This window comes from Anaeromyxobacter sp. PSR-1 (genome assembly GCF_000964525.1).
Classification (GTDB): domain Bacteria; phylum Myxococcota; class Myxococcia; order Myxococcales; family Anaeromyxobacteraceae; genus Anaeromyxobacter.
Genome location: NZ_BAZG01000088.1, coordinates 1 through 16,805 on the forward strand (window position 1 = coordinate 1; position 16,805 = coordinate 16,805).

Genomic DNA, 16,805 nt, shown 5'->3' on the forward strand with positions numbered 1-16,805 from the left:
CTCCCCCACCCGCACCTCCGCGCGCGCGGTCCCCGGCGGCAGCGCCAGCCGGAGCGGGATGCCCTGCGCGCCCTCCGGATACCCGGCCTCGACCAGGTACTCGTCGCCGTCGGCGGGCAGGAGGACCCGCGGTGCGCCGGCGCCGGCGTCGCCCGGGGCCCGCCCGTCCGCCACCGCCGCGATCCCCTCGGCCCGCGCCCAGGCGAGCAGCTCCGGCGCGAGCGCCACCGGCGCGCCGGGGCCGTGCGCGTGCGCGGCGCAGGGCGCCGAGGGCGCGGTGCCGGGCAGGAACACCTCGTCGAGCGCGCCCGGGCAGCCGGGCCCCGCGCGCAGGCCGGTGAGCGGGCACACGCGCGCGCGGACGAAGCGGCGGCGGTCCACCAGCGGCGCGGGCTCGAGCCCGCGCATGGCGCGCACCATCACCCGGGCGAAGACCGGTCCGGCCCCGGTGATCCCCGACACGCCCTGCATCGGCCGCCCGTCGAAGCTCCCCGCCCACACCGCCACGGTCCGCTCCGCGGTGTAGCCGGCGGTCCAGTTGTCCACGTAGGCGCGCGAGGTCCCGGTCTTGGCCGCCACCGGGAACGGCAGCCGGAGCGCGTTGTGCACGCCGAAGGCGGGCGCCCGCGCCGCCTCGTCGGAGAGGATGTCGGCGAGCAGCGCCACCGCGCCCGCGGGCAGGAAGCGCCGCGGCGCGAGCTCGCGCCCCACCGGCAGCGGCCGCCCGGCCGCGTCGCGCGCGGCCCGCACCTCGCGGAGCGGCTCCAGCACGCCGCCGCGGGCGAGTCCGCGGTACGCGCGCGCCAGCTCGCGCAGCGTCACGTCGCCGTTCCCCAGCACGACGCCCGCGCCGTAGCGGTCGGCGCCGTCGGCCAGCGACTCGAACCCGGCCGCCCGCAGCGTGCGCAGCACCCGCTCCGGCCCGAGCGCCTCGGCGAGCCGCACCGCGGGCACGTTGTAGCTGTTCTGCAGCGCGGCGCGGAGCGGGACCGGGCCGTGCGCCCGCCGATCGTAGTTGCGCGGGACCCAGTCGCCGGTCGGGGTGGCGAGCCGCACCTCCACGTCCGAGAGGACGGACGCCGCGGTCCAGCCGCGCGCGAGCGCCAGGCCGTAGGCGAACGGCTTCAGCGCCGAGCCCGGCTGGCGGCGCGCCCGCACGCCGTCGTTCTGGCCGAGGCCGGCGGCGTCGAGGAAGTCCACCGAGCCCACGTACGCGAGCACCTCGCCGCTCGCGTTGTCCACGACGATCACCGCGGCGTTGCCGAGGCGCGGGTCGCCGGCCAGCTCGGCGCGGACGATCTCCTCCACGTCGCGCTGCAGGCCGCGATCGATCGCGGTCTCGACCTCGGCGGCGCCGTCGAGGCCCAGCGCGCCCAGCCGGGCCGAGAGCGCGTCCACCAGGTGCGGCGCCTCGAAGCTCCGCGCCGGCGCGGCGAGGTCGAGCGGCGCGTCCCGCGCCAGCCGCGCCTCCTCGGCGCCGACGAGCCCGAGCGCCTCCATCCGGCCGAGCACCGCCAGGGCGCGCTCGCGCGAGGCCTCCGGGCGCCGCAGCGGGTCGAGCGCGGAGGGCGCGCGCGCCAGCCCGGCGAGCAGCGCCGCCTGCGCCGCGGAGAGCGTCCGCGCCGGCCGCCCGAAGTAGAGCCCGGCCGCGGCCTCCACGCCGAACAGGTCGCCGCCCAGCGGGACGCGGTCGAGGTAGGCGCGCAGGAGCTCGTCCTTGCCGAGGTGCGCCTCGAGGCGGAGCGCCCACAGCGCCTCGACGGCCTTGCCGGCCGCGGTGCGCGGGTGCGGGACGAGCGCGCGGGCGAGCTGCATGGTGAGGGTGGACGCGCCCGACACCACGCGCCGGTACCGGACCAGCTGCCAGCCGGCGCGGGCCACCGCCAGCGGGTCCACGCCCGGGTGACGGTCGAAGCGCGCGTCCTCGGCGGCGAGGAACGCCGCACGGACCCGCGGCGGCACCGGCTCGCCGCGCGGCAACGGCACGCTCCGCCCGTCGGCGCGCGAGGCCACCTCGCGCAGGAGGCCGCCGTCGCGGTCGGTGAAGCGCACCGCCGCGACCGGCCGGCGCTCGAGGAGGCCGTCCGGCAGCGGCCAGGCCACGAACACCGCGGCCGCGAGCGCCGCCACCGCGGAGAGGCCGGCGAGCGCCGCCGCGAGCCGGGCCAGGGCGCGTCGCACGGCCCTCGCGGCCCGCTGGAGCGCCTCCCGCACCACGGCCCCCTAGCGGCCGCCGCCGGCCCGCACCTCGAACGTGCCCGCGTCGGAGCGCCCGAACACCTCCGGCGCGTACATCTCCTCGGCCCGGGCCGGCGCCAGCAGGAACGTGCCGGGCGTGGTGGCGCGCGCCACGAACGTCGCCACGTGGAGCCCCGGCGGCAGCGCGTCGGCGAACAGCACCAGCCGGTCGTCCCGCCGCTCCTGGTGGTTGAACGGGCTCCAGAAGCGGAAGGCCCAGCCCTCCGGCGGCCCGGCCTCCTCCTCCGACAGATCCTCCGCCGACTCCCAGGCGTAGCCCTCGGCCTCCTCGCCGTCGTCTCGGTGGCCGGGCGCCGGCGCGGCCGGCACGGCGGCGGTGGTGGCGAGCGAGGTGTCCACGATCTCCAGCCCGGCGGGCACCGGCACCGAGACCGCCACGTGGTGGCGCTCCTGCGAGGTCCCGAGCCGCACCCGGATCCGCACCAGTTCGCCGGCCGCGACCGCGCGGACCTGGCCCCCGCCGCCGTACGGCTCGATCCAGCGCTGCACGTGGATGCCGCGCTCGAGCGGCTCCCGCGGCAGCTCGGCGGGCGCCCAGCGCAGCACCGCGCCGTAGTAGAGGACGCCCGCCGCGCCGTCGCGCGCGAACTCGAGCGCCCCGCCGCCGCGCGGCAGCCGCGCCATGGGGACCTCCTTCCGCACCGCCTCGGCGCTCCGGCCGGCGAAGCGCGCCGAGGCCACCTCGGCGCCGGCGAGCGAGACGCGGGCGGTGAAATCTGGCACGTCCTTCTCGCGGGTGCGCATCACCTCGGAGAGCGCCAGGAGCGCGAACGCCGCCTCCTGCGTGTTGCGGAAGCGCCCGTCGGCGCGCCGCACCCCGCCCAGCCAGGCCGCCAGCTTGGGGACGTACGGGTGGTCGGGCAGCGTCGAGGCGAGCGTGCCGAGCACGATGCCGGTGGTGCGCGTGTCCGACGACCAGAGCGGCGCGTAGGTGCGCGGGTCGGCCTCCTCGAGGTGCGCCTCGGTGGGCGACTCCTTCACGTGGTTCAGCACCTCCTGGAGCACCCGCCGCCCCTCGTCGCGGCTGCCGGTGACGAGCAGCGCGTCGGCCAGCATGGCCTGCGAGAACAGCGGCAGCGCCGCGCGGCGCGCCACCAGCTCCGCGTGGAAGGAGGCCTTCGGGGCGCGGGTGCGCGCGAGCGCGTACAGCGCGAACACGCGGGTGGGATCGTCCGGGCTGGCGCAGGAGCTGCCGCAGCGCGTGCAGCGCCCGGCCGCCACCGTGCCGGCGAGGTACTGCTGCCCGCGCGAGAGCGCCGCGCGATCCACCGGGTAGCCCAGCTCGGCGGCCCGGCCCAGCGCCAGCACCGCGTACGACGACGCCCACGGCGCCGAGCACTCGGAGGAGGCCCAGTAGCGGTAGCCGCCGTCCGGCCCCTGCAGCCGCTCGATGGCCTTCACCGTCCGCCGGACCACCTCGTCCGGATCGTCGGTCTCCTGGATGCGGAACACCTCGTCGCCGAGCCAGGCGCGCGCCCAGGCCGGCGGCGCCGGCGCGCGCTCGCCGGGCAGGTGGCGCAGGCCGAGCCGGCCCTGCAGCTCGCGGAGCGCGATGAACGGCACCAGGCGCGAGGAGAGCTGCTCGAGGCAGCCGTAGGGGTACTCGACGAGCTGCCGCATGCCCTCGGAGAACCCGGCCAGCGCGGTGGAGGCGAGCCGCACCTCCAGGCCGCCCACGTCCGGCCGCGCCCCGGCGGGTGGCGCCAGCGCCTCGCGGCGGCGATCCCGCGTGTCGCCCGAGACGGCCACCGCCTCCTGCTCCACCGCGAGCCGCACCGGGAGCCGCTGCTCCACGCCGTCCTGCCCGGCCGCGCCGCGCGCCGCGAAGCGGAGCACCGCCTCGCCGGGCGCGTCGGCCCGGAACGCGAACCGCACCTCGCGCGGCGCCCCGTCGAGCCGCACCTGCTTCACCGCCGGCCCGTCGAGGGCGAGCCCGCTCGCCTCGGCCCGGACCTCCACCTCCTGCGCCGGCGCGCCGGGCGCGTGCACCACCACGCCGGCCTCGAACCGGTCCCCCACCCGCGCCAGCCGCGGCAGCGCCGGGAGCGCCAGGAGCGGCTTCGAGACGGTCACCTTCGACCGTCCCGCGCCCATCCGGTCGCCGCGCGACACCGCCACCGCCATGATGCGCCAGGTGGTGAGGTTGTCGGGGACCGTGAACCGCACCGTGGCCCGGCCCTCGGCGTCGGTCTGGACCTCCGGCGCGAACAGCACCGTCGTCTCGAAGCGCGTGCGGAAGCCGGCGCCCGCGCCCTCCCCGCCGCCGCCCCCGCCCGGCGACCGGCCCTTCTCGCCGTAGCGGGCCCGCTCCACCAGGTGGATGAGCGACTCGCCCAGGCGCACCGACAGGCCGCGCTCCGGGTGGACCAGCGCCACCGGGTCCGGCGGCTCGTAGCCGGTGAGCCGGAGGATGCCCTCGTCCACCGCCCAGACCGTGACCTCGGCCGGCGCGCCCTTCCCGGCGTGGTCGGTGACGTGGACCCGCACCTCCACCGGCTCGCGCGGCCGCTTCTCGGCGCGGTCCGGCTCGAGCGCCACCTCGAGCCGCTTCGCCCGCCGCTCCACCGCGAGCTTCGCGTACCCGACCCGCACCTCGGGCCGCCCCGGGTCCGCGCCGGGGCCGCCCGGCGCCCCGCCGGCGTCGGCCGCGGCCACGCGGCCGCGCACCAGCAGCACCGACACGAAGACGTTCGGGAGGTCGTCCTCGGCGATGGGCACCTCCAGCGTGGTGGCGCTGCCCTCCAGCGTCACGCGCCGCGCGGAGCGCACGCCCTCGCGCTCCACGGTGAGGATGGCCTCGGCGCGGGGGAACGGGCTCTTCACGAGCACCTTCGCCACCTCGCCCGGCTGGTAGCGCGGCCGGTCCGGCACGAGATCGATGCGGCCGGTGTCCTCGCGCTGCCAGGACACCCAGCCCGGGCCGGTTGCGTAGAACGGGAGGCGCGTGACCTGCGCGCGCCCCTGCGCGTCCTTCAGCGTGGCCTCGGCCACGTACAGCGCCGGCGCCGTCGGCGTGAACGCGCACGCCACCGGCTCCTCCCGCGTGCGCAGCGCGCAGCCGCCGGCCCGCTCCTCCACCACCTCGCTCTCGGTGACCCAGCGCCCGCCCACGCCCTTCTTGCGGATCCAGCGCCACTCGCGCTTCTTCACCACCAGGTCCACCGCGATCCCGGCGCGCACCGCGCCGTCCGGCGCCGCCGCGATCACCTCCAGCTCGCCCGGCCGGCCCGCCTCGGCGAACCCGGTGCCGCGGCGCCGCACGCCGGCGTACACCGCCGCCGGGTGGACCGTGACCGCGGCGCGCGCCGCGATCCGCTGCCGGTTCACGTCGGTGACCTCGGCCTCGAGCGTGACCGCGAACGTCCGGCCGCCGGTGGCCTCGGCCTTGCCGGCGTCGATGGCGAGGTGGCCGGTGTCGCCGGTCTCGCCCGCGCCGGAGGCGACCACGTCCGCCGTCCGCTGCGGCGTCTCGTCGTCCCACCACCAGGTCTGCGGGCCGAACGCGAACCCCGGGTGGCCGGGCGGCTGGAAGTCGATCGACTCGCGGGCGGCGGTCCAGCGCACCGCCGCCTTCGGCATGGCCCCGCCGAACAGGTAGCGCGCCAGCACCTCGGCGCGGAGCGGCTCGCCCGCCGTCACCTCGCGCGCCGGCGCGGTGACGTCCACCTGGAACTGCGGCGCCCGGTACTCCTCCACCCGGAAGCCCGCGAGGTACGGCAGCACCGCCTTGCCCGCCTCGACCCGCGCCCGCACCTCGAACGCGCCGAGCGGCGCGTCGGCGGGGATGGGCACCTCGGCCGACCAGGTCCCGAACGGCGTCAGCGCGGCCTCGCCGGACCAGATCTCCTTCCCGCGGGCGCTCAGCACGGTGACGGCCGCCTTGCCGCGCGCCGGCGTCCCGATCCGGCCCAGCGCGCGGGTGCGGACGAGGCCCTTCAGGTGCACCTTCTCGCCGGGCCGGTAGATCCCGCGGTCCGCGAACACGCCGCCGAGCGGCCGCGGCTCGGTCCCGTCCCAGTCGGTGGGGACGTCCTGCGCCGCGGGGTCGAGGCCGCCGGACCAGCTCGAGAGCGTGACGCCGAGGTCGCCGCCGGCGCGCGCCGCCACCAGCGCGAACGGCGTGGCCCACGGGTACTGGGGCTCGTGCCCGGCCGGCGGGATGACCTCCGCCAGGCCCGGCACCACGGCGAGCCCGTCGGCGTCGGCCCGCCCGCGCCAGCGCTCGACGCCGTCGCGATCGTGCAGCGCGACGTCCGCGCCGGGCACCGGCTTCCCGTCGGAGAGCCGCGTCACCCAGACCACGCCGCGCGTCGCGCCGAGCTTCGCGTGCACCGCGAGATCGGTGAGCTGGCCGACGATGCGCCGCTCGCGCCGCCACCTTTGCCAGGGCTGCTCGACGCGGATCTCCGGCGCCACCACCCGCACCGCGAACAGCGTGGTGCCGCGGCCCGCCAGCAGCTCCCGCACCGGCAGCGGCACGGTGCGGCCGGCGTTGCGCGGCCCCGAGACGTCCAGCGTGCGGGACACCGTGGGGCCGCCGCCCAGGTCGGTGCGATCCGGCTTCGCGAGCAGGCGCGCCAGCGCCGGGACGTCGAGCGGCGCGAGCGTCGCCTCCACCGTCCCGAGGTTGGTGGCGCCCACCGGCAGCGCCCCGTCCCCGCCGGCCTCGAGCAGCGCCAGCTCCTCGCCGGCGTCCAGCTCGGGCTCGAGGTCGGAGGTGTCGAAGGTGCGCTCGAGGCGCTCCGCCAGCGCCTGGCCGAACACGTCGCGGAGCGCCGGCCCGATCGCGATCCGGTAGCGGGTCCCGGGCGCGAAGGCCGCCGGCAGGATCACCTCGGCCCCGCTCGCGTCCGGGCCGGTGACCTCCACGTCGTCCCAGTCGATCTTCACCGCGGGCGTGATGGTGACGGCGGCGGCGAGCGTGGCGCGGTCCACCGGGTTCGTGGTGCGGATCCGGACCGGGCCCCGCGGGCACCGCTCCCCGCCCCACCAGCAGGGCTCGACGGCTGCGACGCGGAGCGGCCCGTAGGTCCGGAGCGCGAAGCGCGGCGCGCCCTCCAGCGTCAGCGGGCCCTCCGCGCCGGCGAGCTCGCCCTCGATGCGCAGCTCCACCGGCGTGTCGAGCGGGTACGGGCGCTGCGGGGTGAGCTCGTAGCGGACGCGGCGATCGCGGCCGGTGCGGGCGGACGGGTCCGGCGGCGGGAGGCGGCGCCCGGGGGCGGCGGGCTTCTCGTCGGCGACCGGGACGGCCTTCAGCGCGTACGGCCAGCCGTCCTCGCCGCCGACCTTCAGCCTGAGATGCGCGGCGAGGTCCCGCACCGGCTGGTCGAGCACGAGCGACACGGGCTCGCGCGGCGCCAGCCAGCCGTAGCCCTCGCGCGGCAGGAGCCGCTGCACCGCCGGGCGCGGCGTCTCGAAGGTGAACGCGTACGGGGCGGCGAGCGCGGCGCCGTCCACCGCGCGCAGGCCGGCCGGGACGGTGACCGTGAAGCGGGTCGCGAGCGGGAGGAGCGCGCGCGGCACGAGCTCCACCGTGGCCGAGCCCAGCCAGCGCCACTCGCCCTCGACCGGCGGCGAGATCGTGATCCCGGCCGCGGGATCGTGGGCCGGGTCGATCGCGCCGAGCGCCACCATCGGCCGCGAGAAGGTGATGGCGGGGCGGACCTCGCCCTCGGCCGGCCCCACCGGCCGCGCCGCCACCACCGCCAGCTCGCCGGCCGCGGCCAGCGTACCCTCGGGGATGACGAGCGGGGGCGGCTCGGGCAGCGGCGAGAGCGCCACGCCCTCGGGCGTGGGCGCGGGGCCGCAGCCGCGGCCGCAGGCGGTGAGGGCGAGGGCCGCCAGCAGGGCGGCGAGCGGGGTGCGGAGCATGGGTCCTCCCGGTCCGGGCGACGGCGTTGCAGCCGGGAGGCCAGCGACCGCCCCCGCGGAGTCCGGGGGCTTTCGGGCGCCGACCGCGGGGCCGTGTCCGCCGTGCCGCAGGTGCGCGCCGAGTAGGACACACCGCAGGCTGTGGGTGCAACGCTCGCGTGCGACGCCGGGCCGCGCCCCGCGCCGGGATCAGCCGCGCGACCGGGCGCGGACCGCCGGGCCGGCGCCCGCGCCGAGCAGCGCGTCGCGCAGCCCGCCGTCCACCGGCCGGCTCCCGAGCCAGATCGAGAAGAAGGCCCGGGCGAAGTCGGCCCCCTCCACGCGCGCCAGCGGGCGGCCGTTCAGCGACAGCTCGGTGCCGCGGCCGGGCGTGTAGGTGAGCGCGTACCGGTCGCCGGGCTTCAGCCCGACGTACGCCGCGCGCAGCCGCGCCAGCCGGTCGCCGAGCGACCGCATCACCTCCGGCCCGTGCGCGCGCGCCAGCAGCTTCTCGGTGGCGCGGGCCAGCTCCGCCGCGCTGACGTTCACCAGGCACGCGATCTCGAGCCGGCGCGCCACGTCCGCCTCGGGCGGCGCCCCGGGCGCCGAGGCGTCGAGGTAGTGGGCCGCTGCGTAGACCTTCACGAACCAGCCCCAGCGGAACAGCCCCGCCCCCTGCAGCCTCAGGTGGGCCCCGCCCGCGTCCTGCCAGGCCGGGAACGCCGCGCCCCCGACCCGCACCGGCGCGTCGCCGGAGGCGGCGACCCGGGCCGGGAGCGCGAGCAGGACGGCGACCAGCGCCGCGGTGGAGGCCAGGGAGCGCACGCGAGGGCGGCGCATCCTGGCACGCGGCGCCCGGGGGTCCAGGTCCCGGGAAGGTCGAATCGTCTCGGATCGGCTCATGGACGGGCGTGACGGAGCCGCTGCTCCTCGCGGTACGGGAAGATGTCCACGATCTCCCCCGCCCGCAGCCGCGCCTGGATGTCGCGCCACCAGCGTCCGGTGAGCAGCTCCCCGTGGGCCCGCAGGAACACCTCGCGGAGCCGCCCGTTCAGCCCGATGAACGGCAGCAGCTCCTCGGGGAACACGTCGGTGGGCCCCACGTAGAACGGCGGGTCGCCGCCGTCGTAGCCGGCGTCGGGGCCGCCGCCCCAGCCGTCGTCGCCGCCGTCGCCGGGCCCCGCGCCGGGGAGGTCGCGGAAGTTGCAGTCGGTGACCCGGGTGAGCTCGTCGTAGTCGTAGAAGATGACGCGGCCGTGGCGCGTGACGCCGAAGTTCTTGAGGAGCAGGTCGCCGGGGAACGTGTCGGTGGCGGCGAGGTCGCGCAGCGCGCAGCCGAAGTCGAGCACCGCCTGGCGCGCCGTCCACTCGTCCGCCTCGCGCACGAACAGGTTGAGCGGCGTGACCCGGCGCTCGGCGTAGAGGTGCCGGATGGCCACCTCCCCGTCCGCCACCCGCACGCCGTCGCCGCACGCGGTGCGCAGCTCCTCGAGCAGCGCGGGCGAGAACCGCGCGGCCGGGAACGCGAGGTGCTCGTACTCCTGCGCGTCCACCAGCCGCCCGGCGCGGTCGTGGCGGAACACGTGGCGGTACCGGTCCATCACCTCGCGCCGGGTGGTCTGCTTCGGCGGCGCGAAGCGGTCCCGGATGACCTTGAAGATCACGTCCAGGCCCGGGAGCGTGAACACGCACATCACCAGCCCGCGGTCGCCGCGCGCCGGCACGAAGCGGTCGTCGCCCTCGGCGAGGTGCCGCGCCACCTCGCGGTACAGCTCGGCCTTCCCGTGCTTGTGGTAGCCGAGGCCGGTGTAGAGCTCGGAGCGCCGCTTCAGCGGCAGCAGCGTGGAGAGGAACGCCACCATGGCGCGGGGGCGCTCCAGCTCCACGTGGAAGTAGGAGCGCGTGAAGCCGAAGACGATCGACACGTCCTCCTCGGTGAACAGGATCGCGTCGAGCACCGCGCCGCGGTCGCCGTGCGCGAGGGCCAGCACGAGCGGCGTCAGGTGACCGCCGCGCCGGATCCGGCCGACCAGGTACGCGCCCTTCCCGCGGTAGAAGACCGGGCGCGCCACCTCGATCGCGTCGATGGGCTGGCGATCCGGGAGGCCGCGCACGTGCGCGTCCAGCTCCAGCGCGGCGAGGCGCGCGTCGCGGGCCAGGTCCTCGAACGGCGCGGAGAGCGGGGCGGCGCGCAGGATGCGCGCGAGCAGCGCCTCGGTGGTCGCCTCGCGCGGGAAGGCGCGGTGCTGCGGCGGGTCCTCGCGCGGCGGCGGCGCGTCGGCGGCCAGGAACTCGATGGCGGGATCCACGCCGACGGTGGTGAACACGCGCCGGGTGACCGAGTTGAAGAACGACCCGGCGATCTCGAAGTCCGGCCGGGCCCCCGCGAGCGCCCCGAACGCCTCCTTGGCGCGGCGCCACACCTCGCGGTCCTGGACCGCCCCGCCCAGCTCGGCGCGGACCTCGCCCACCGTCCGGTGCACCACGCCGTCGCGCAGGTCGAGCCGCTCCCGCGCGTCGCGCTGCGCGCCCGCCCAGTCGCGCGCCTCGAAGCGGCCGCGCGCCCGCGCGGTGATCCGCGCGCGCTCGGCCTGGTACGCCTCGTACCCCGCCCGGATGGCCTCCGCCGCGCCCCGCGCGAGCGCGCCCCGCTCGTCGAGCATGCCAGCGGGCTATAAGGCCGGCGCGCCACCGCCGCCGCGGGGGCGGTTCAGGCCGCCGCGGCCGCGGCCCCGTCCGCGAGCTCCTTCCAGCGCGCGTGCGCCTCCGCCGAGAGGGCGTACGGCTGCACCAGGAGCAGCGCGCGCCCGCGCTCGGTCCAGGCCAGCTTCACGGTCGCGAACCCGCGCAGCGCCGGATCGCAGGCGATCTTCATCTCCAGCAGCAGGTTCTCGGGGAGCGCGCACGGCCCGGAGACCACGCACTGCGTTCCGGCCATCGCGCAGATGTCGAAGGCGTGCACGGCGCCGCCGAGCCGCAGCGTCATGAGGTACGGCAGCGGGCTCCCGGCCGCGGCGGCCGGGGGCTGCGGCGGCGCGATCAGGCTCGCGCCCACGTCGGCCTTCCACGCCTCGGGACGCTCGAACGCCGCCACGAAGCCGGGCAGCGCCTCGATGGTGCGGGCCACCAGCGGCCGCTCCGGCCCGTCGAGCAGCTCGGCCTCGGCGAGGTCGTCCGCGGAGACCGCCGTCCGGTCGCCCAGCAGGCGCACCGCCTCGTCCACCGCCGCGACCGTCTCCACGTAGCGCGGGTCCGCGGCCGCGCCGATGCGCTCGGCGTGGTGCTGCGCGATCACGTCGGCGAGCACCGGCGGCAGCTCCCAGCGCGCCGCCATCACCACCCCGAGCTCCACGTGGTAGCGCTCGGCGATGGCGGCCCACTCCGAGGCCTGCCGCGGCACCGCGTCGTCGCGGCGCGCCAGCAGGTCCTCCAGGCAGGCGATGGCCACCACCTTGCCGAAGTCGTGCAGCAGGCCGGCCGAGAACGCGATCTCCGGGGAGAGCCCGCGCCCGCGCGCCAGCGCCTGGCAGAGCAGCGCCGAGGCGAGCGCGTCCGTCCACACGCGGCGGCGCAGCGGCGCGAGCCTTCCTCCCGCGAGGACGTGCGCGCCCAGCCCCGAGGCGAGCGCCAGCCGCGCCACGTCCCTCGCGCCGATGCGCTGCACCGCCTGCTTCACCGACGCCACCGGCGCGCCGCGCGCGTAGAGCGCGGTGTTGGCGCAGCGGAGCACGTCGGCGGCGAGCACCTGGTCCGACGCGACCAGCTTCGCGAGATCGTCGAGGCCGTAGTCCTGGCTGCGCAGCAGCGCGTCGATCTGGAACGCGACCGCGGGATACGGCGGGACCTTCACCTGCTGGCGCGCCACCAGCTCCACCATGGCGCTGTCGAGATCGAGCATGCGCTCGGAGTCTACTCCAGCGCGACGTCAGATGGGCGGGCGCGCCCGCGCGCCGTAGCCCGTCAGCTCGACGTATCCCTCGCCCGCGGCGCGGCCGTCGGGACCCGTGAGTCGCACCGGCCCCTCCCAGTAGGCGAGCCCGGGCACGCGCGAGGAGACGTTCTCGGCGGCGTCCAGCTCCGGCCGCACGGTGAGGCGGATCCCCGCCGACGGGACCGTGACGGTCCAGCCGCTCGGGTACTCGGCGCCGGTGGCCGCGCTGCGCCAGCGCCCGAGCGGCTCGGCGCGCCACGCGTCGGCCTCGAGCCAGCGCACCGCGCCGTCGGGCGTCAACAGCGTGGCGCGGCGGAAGTCCACCGTGCCGTCCGCGCGCCGGAGCGCGTAGAGCATCAGGTCGCGCCCGTCGGCGAGCCGGAGCGCGAACCAGTCCCACCCCACCTGCGCCGGCGCGAGCTGGGACGAGCCCATCTCCCGGTCCATCCAGCTCGTCCCGCGCACCGCGCGCGCCCGGCCGTCGAGCGTCACCGCGCCGGAGGTCGCCATCCGCGTGAACGAGTAGTAGAGGCTGGCGTGCCCGGGCGCCGCCGCCTTGCGGCTGTAGCCGTTCGGCCCCTGCAGCACCACCGGGCGCTCCGGGCGCGCCACGAGCTCGAGCGCGATCCCCTGCGCGTCGTCGCGGGCCGAGACGGCGAACGCGCCGTCCGCGCCGAGCGTGAGCGCCCAGCGCCCCGCCGTGCCGGGGGGCGCGACGGCCCAGGCCAGCACCGGATCGCCCTCCGCCCCGAAGCCGCCGAGCATCGGGACGTCGCGCCAGAGCACCTCGGCGAAGCGGTGCGTCCCCGCGCCCGGGTCGGTGATCGCGAGGTGCGCCATCACCGCGCCGCCGGTGGCCCAGGCGGAGTCGAGCGCCGGCGGGTCGCGCACCAGGCCCACGCGGAAGAACGTCACCTGGTAGCCGAGCCGGCGGCCGGGCGCGGCCGCGTCCTCGAGCGTGCCGGTGAGGTACCACCACTCGTTCCGGTACTCACGGTGCGCGTGGTGATCGCGCGGGAAGCTCCAGCGGTGCGCCGGATCGGCGGGCGCCCAGGCCCGGCCCTCGGGCCCGGCCGCGGCGGCGGCGCCGGCGGCGAGCGCGGCCGCGAGGGCCAGGGCGAGCGCGCTAGAGCGCATCGCGGGAGAGCTCCTGCGCCGGCGTGCGGCTCGCGGCGAGCGCCGGGTAGAGGCTGGCGGCGGCGGCGGCGGCGAGGATGGCGAGCGCCTCGAGCGCGAGCGCGCGGAGCGGGACCGAGATCCCCAGCGTCCAGCCGAAGAACGCCGGGTTCACCGCGCGCACCAGCACGACCGCCAGCGCCCCGCCGCCGGCGAGCCCGAGCACCAGCCCCGCCCCGCCCACCGCCAGCCCGCGCCCCAGGAACACCCGGAACAGCTGGCCGCGGCTCGCGCCCAGCGCCCGGTACAGCGCCAGCTCGGCGCGCCGGTCGCGCGCCAGCACCAGGAGCGAGAGCGTCACCCCCGCGGCGGCGATCACGAGCCCCATGGCCTCGAGGAGCCGCGTCACCGCGAACGTCTGCTCGAAGATGGCGAGCACCTCGCCGCGGAGCGTGCGGTTGGAGCGGATCTGCAGCGCGGCGCCGGGGAGCGCGGCGCGCAGCGCCGCCACCGCGCGCTCCGGGTCGTCGCCCGGGGCGAGCGTGAGCGCGGCGTTGGAGGGGGCGCCCGGGCCGAACGCGCGCGCATACGCCTCGAGGTCCATCAGCACCGCCCCGCCCTCGGCGCCGTAGTCGCGGTAGACCCCGGCCACCGGGAAGCGCACCGGCCCCTCGCGGCCGCGCAGCGCGAGCGCGCCCCCGGGCGCCAGCCCGGCCTTGCGGGCGAGCGGCTCCGAGACGAGCACCGCCCCGCGCTCGCGGAGCGCCCGCATGGCCTCGCCGGCGTCGCCGGCCACCAGGGCCACGCGCCCGTCCGCGCCGGGGACCGCGGCGTCCACCCCGGAGACCTGCACCCGGCGGCCGTCCGCGGTGTAGCCGGTGTGCTGCCGGAGGACGTCCACCGACCGGGCGCCGGGGTACGCCCGCAAGGTCGCGAGCACCTCGGGCGCGAGCGTCGCCTCGCTGCGCGCGCGCCGCCACGACGGCGTGGTCACGTACACGTCGGCGCGCAGCGTCGCGTCGAGCCAGCGCTCCACCGTGTCGCGGAAGCTCCCCACCATCACGGTGACGCCGGCGAGCATGGCGACCGCGACCGCCAGCGCGCCCGCCGCGGGCGCCGAGGCCGAGAGCCGGCCGCCCAGGCTGCGGAGGCCGTAGGCGATGCCGAGCCGGTGCGGGAGGCCGGCGCGCCCCATCCCGCGGAGCAGCGCCGGCGTGGCGAGCGGCACCGCCACCAGGATGCCCACCGCCGGCGCGAAGCCCGCGGCGGCGAGCCGCTCGCCGGCGAGCGCGTACACCGCCAGCCCGGCCGCGAGGGCGGCGAGCCCCGCCGCGAGCAGCCGGCCCGCCCGCGCGCCGGCGCCCTCCTCCACCGCGATCGAGGCGAGCAGCGCGCGCGGGTCGGCCCGGGCCGCGTCGAGCGCCGGCCAGAGCGCGCCCGCCAGCGCGCCGGCCAGCCCGGTCGCGGCGCCGAGCGCGACCAGGGCGGGCGTGAGCGCCACGCGGTCGATGCCCTCCAGCAGGTAGAGGTTGCGGACCGTGCCGGACACCGCGCCCACGTTGGCCTGCGCCGCGAGCCAGCCCAGCGGCACGCCCGCGGCCGTCCCGAGGATCCCGAGCAGCGCCGCCTCGCCCAGCACGAGCCCCAGCACCTGCGCCCGGGTCGCGCCCACCGCGCGCAGCATCCCCAGCTCCTCGCGGCGCCGCGCCAGCGAGGCGCGCACCGACGCGTAGACCAGGAACCCGCCCACCAGCACCGAGACCAGCGAGAGCGCGGTGAGGTTCAGGCGGAAGGCCGAGAGCAGCCCCCCGGCCTCGACGGTGCGCTGCTCGGGCGTGGCCACCCGCGCGCGCTCGCCCAGCGCGGCCGAGAGCCGCTCCGCCAGCGCGCCCGGCGCGACGCCCGGCGCGGCGCGGACGTCGATCTGGTGGATGCGCCCGCGCGTCCCGAGCAGCCCCTGCGCCTGCCCGATGTCCATGAGCGCCAGCCGGCGGCTCGCCAGCGGCGCCGCCGCCTGGAAGTCCACCCGCGCCCCCACCACCAGCCGCGCGCGGCGCGAGCCGAGCGACACGTCGATCCGGTCGCCCTCGCGCCAGCCCATCTCCTCCGCCCAGGCCGGCGTCACCGCCACCCAGCCCGGCGTCCCCAGCGCGCCCTCCAGCGCCGCCGGCGGCAGCGCCGACGGCCCGCGCGCCGCGCCGAGCAGGTCGGCGCCGACGAGCTCCAGCGACGCGCCCGGGCGCCCCTCCACCACCGCGTCGGCCCGCCAGAGCGGGCGCGCGGCGGCGACCCCGCGCACCGCCAGCACCTCCGGGAACAGCGCCTCGTCGAGCGCGCCGGTCCAGCCCAGCACCGACAGGTCCGCGTCGCCGGAGACGGCCCGCACCGTGCCGGCGAACGCGCCGAGCGCGCTGCCGTTCAGGATCTGGATGGAGAGGACCGCGCCCACGCCCAGCGCCACCCCCGCCACCGAGAGCAGGAACAGCGCCTTGCCGGCCCGGAGCTCCCGCCCCACGGCGCGCGCCAGGTAGGCCCTCACGGCGCTCTCACCCGCCCTGCTCCAGCCGGCCGGCGTGCAGCGTCCAGGTCGCGTCGGCGAGCGCCGCCAGCTCGCGGCTGTGGGTCACGTACAGCACCGCGCTCCCCTCCTCGCGCGCCAGCGCCAGCAGGAGGTCCATCACCTTCTGCCCGTTCGCCTCGTCCAGGTTCCCGGTCGGCTCGTCCGCGAGCAGCAGCTTCGGGCGGCGCAGCAGCGCCCGGCACAGCGCCACGCGCTGCATCTCGCCGCCGGAGAGCTTCTGCACCGCGTCCCGCGCGCGCCCCGCCAGCCCCACGCGCTCGAGCAGGTCCCGGGCGCGCGCCGCCGCCGGGCCGGGCGGGTCGCCGGCCACCAGCGCCGGCACGAGCACGTTGTCCTCCACCGAGAGGTGCGGCAGCAGGTGGAAGAACTGGAAGACGAGGCCCACGTGGTCGCGCCGGGCGCGGGTGCGCTCCGCGTCGGGGAGCGCGCCGAGCGAGCGTCCCAGGAGCAGCACCTCCCCCGAGGTGGGCGCGTCGATGCCGGCGGCGAGGTGCAGCAGGGTGGACTTGCCCGAGCCGCTCCGCCCGGTGATCGCCACCGCGCGGCCGGCGGGCAGCTCGGCCGAGACGCCGCGCAGCACCGGCAGCGGGACGCCGCCGGCCCCGGCGAAGGTGCGGGTCACTTCACGCAGCGTGAGCACGGGCGCCATGGGCGACCCGATCCATGCCGCGGCGGGGCGGCGGGTTCAAGCGGCGCGTGGGCCGCGCGGCGGCGCGGCGGGCTACGCGCGGCGGGCGCGGGCCGTCGGCTCGGCGAACCGCGCGCGGATCTCGGCCAGGACCAGGTCGGCCGGATCCTGTCCGAGGAGGGTGCGCAGCATCGGGCGGAGCGCGTCCAGCAGCGCCGGCACGTCGGCGCGCGTGAGGTCCTCGGGCCGGCGCGCGAGGGCGCGGTCCGCGAACGTGCGCACCGCGGTGCGCGCGGTGTTCGGGCCGAGGCAGGTCGCGAGCGACGCGGCGATGATCTCGGCTGTTGAGCGCTCCTCCCCCACGATCCGGGCAGGGTAGCGTGCGTCCCTGACGGCGGGCAAGGCACACAGGAGCGCGCCTGGGCGGCGGGCGTGTACGC

The 16,805-nt window shown here is 78.4% G+C and carries 9 protein-coding genes; all 9 read right to left on the reverse strand.

Going from position 1 to position 16,805, the window contains the following annotated elements:
* The coding region (pbpC, locus tag PSR1_RS13760; protein ID WP_237757960.1) for a penicillin-binding protein 1C at nucleotides 1–2,181 on the reverse strand (2,181 nt) is incomplete at its 3' end.
* Nucleotides 2,182–2,223: 42 nt separating this feature from the next.
* A complete protein-coding gene (locus tag PSR1_RS13765; protein WP_059438096.1) occupies nucleotides 2,224–8,130 on the reverse strand; it encodes an Ig-like domain-containing alpha-2-macroglobulin family protein in 5,907 nt (1,968 codons plus the stop codon).
* Between the two features lie 189 nt (nucleotides 8,131–8,319).
* Nucleotides 8,320–8,934: a chalcone isomerase family protein gene (locus PSR1_RS13770; protein WP_237757962.1), complete on the reverse strand. Its 615-nt coding sequence runs from the start codon at nucleotides 8,932–8,934 to the stop codon at nucleotides 8,320–8,322.
* 74 nt (nucleotides 8,935–9,008) lie between these two features.
* Nucleotides 9,009–10,772, reverse strand: a complete 1,764-nt coding sequence (gene aceK, locus PSR1_RS13775) for a bifunctional isocitrate dehydrogenase kinase/phosphatase (RefSeq protein ID WP_059438098.1) — start codon at nucleotides 10,770–10,772, stop codon at nucleotides 9,009–9,011.
* Nucleotides 10,773–10,819: 47 nt separating this feature from the next.
* Nucleotides 10,820–12,007 (reverse strand): HDOD domain-containing protein, encoded by a 1,188-nt coding sequence (locus PSR1_RS13780; RefSeq protein ID WP_059438099.1) that lies wholly within the window; start codon nucleotides 12,005–12,007, stop codon nucleotides 10,820–10,822.
* A 27-nt stretch (nucleotides 12,008–12,034) separates the two neighbouring features.
* Complete coding sequence (locus PSR1_RS13785; protein ID WP_059438100.1) at nucleotides 12,035–13,177, reverse strand: lipocalin-like domain-containing protein; 1,143 nt, start codon at nucleotides 13,175–13,177, stop codon at nucleotides 12,035–12,037.
* A complete protein-coding gene (locus tag PSR1_RS13790) occupies nucleotides 13,167–15,695 on the reverse strand; it encodes an FtsX-like permease family protein (protein ID WP_059438101.1) in 2,529 nt (842 codons plus the stop codon). Before PSR1_RS13790 ends, PSR1_RS13785 begins: the two co-directional genes overlap by 11 nt.
* A gap of 7 nt (nucleotides 15,696–15,702) precedes the next feature.
* Nucleotides 15,703–16,386, reverse strand: coding sequence for an ABC transporter ATP-binding protein (locus PSR1_RS13795; RefSeq protein WP_059438102.1), 684 nt, complete (start codon nucleotides 16,384–16,386; stop codon nucleotides 15,703–15,705).
* 72 nt (nucleotides 16,387–16,458) lie between these two features.
* Entirely contained in the window at nucleotides 16,459–16,728 is a 270-nt protein-coding gene (locus tag PSR1_RS13800) for a hypothetical protein (protein ID WP_059438103.1), read from the reverse strand.
* Nucleotides 16,729–16,805 lie beyond the last annotated feature (77 nt).

Bases quoted from the DNA above. Each gene is read 5' to 3' on its own strand.
- PSR1_RS13765 (WP_059438096.1), bottom strand. From the start codon at position 8,130: ATGCTCCGCACCCCGCTCGCCGCCCTGCTGGCGGCCCTCGCCCTCACC.
- aceK (WP_059438098.1), bottom strand. From the start codon at position 10,772: ATGCTCGACGAGCGGGGCGCGCTCGCGCGGGGCGCGGCGGAGGCCATC.
- PSR1_RS13780 (WP_059438099.1), bottom strand. From the start codon at position 12,007: ATGCTCGATCTCGACAGCGCCATGGTGGAGCTGGTGGCGCGCCAGCAG.
- PSR1_RS13785 (WP_059438100.1), bottom strand. From the start codon at position 13,177: ATGCGCTCTAGCGCGCTCGCCCTGGCCCTCGCGGCCGCGCTCGCCGCC.
- PSR1_RS13795 (WP_059438102.1), bottom strand. From the start codon at position 16,386: ATGGCGCCCGTGCTCACGCTGCGTGAAGTGACCCGCACCTTCGCCGGG.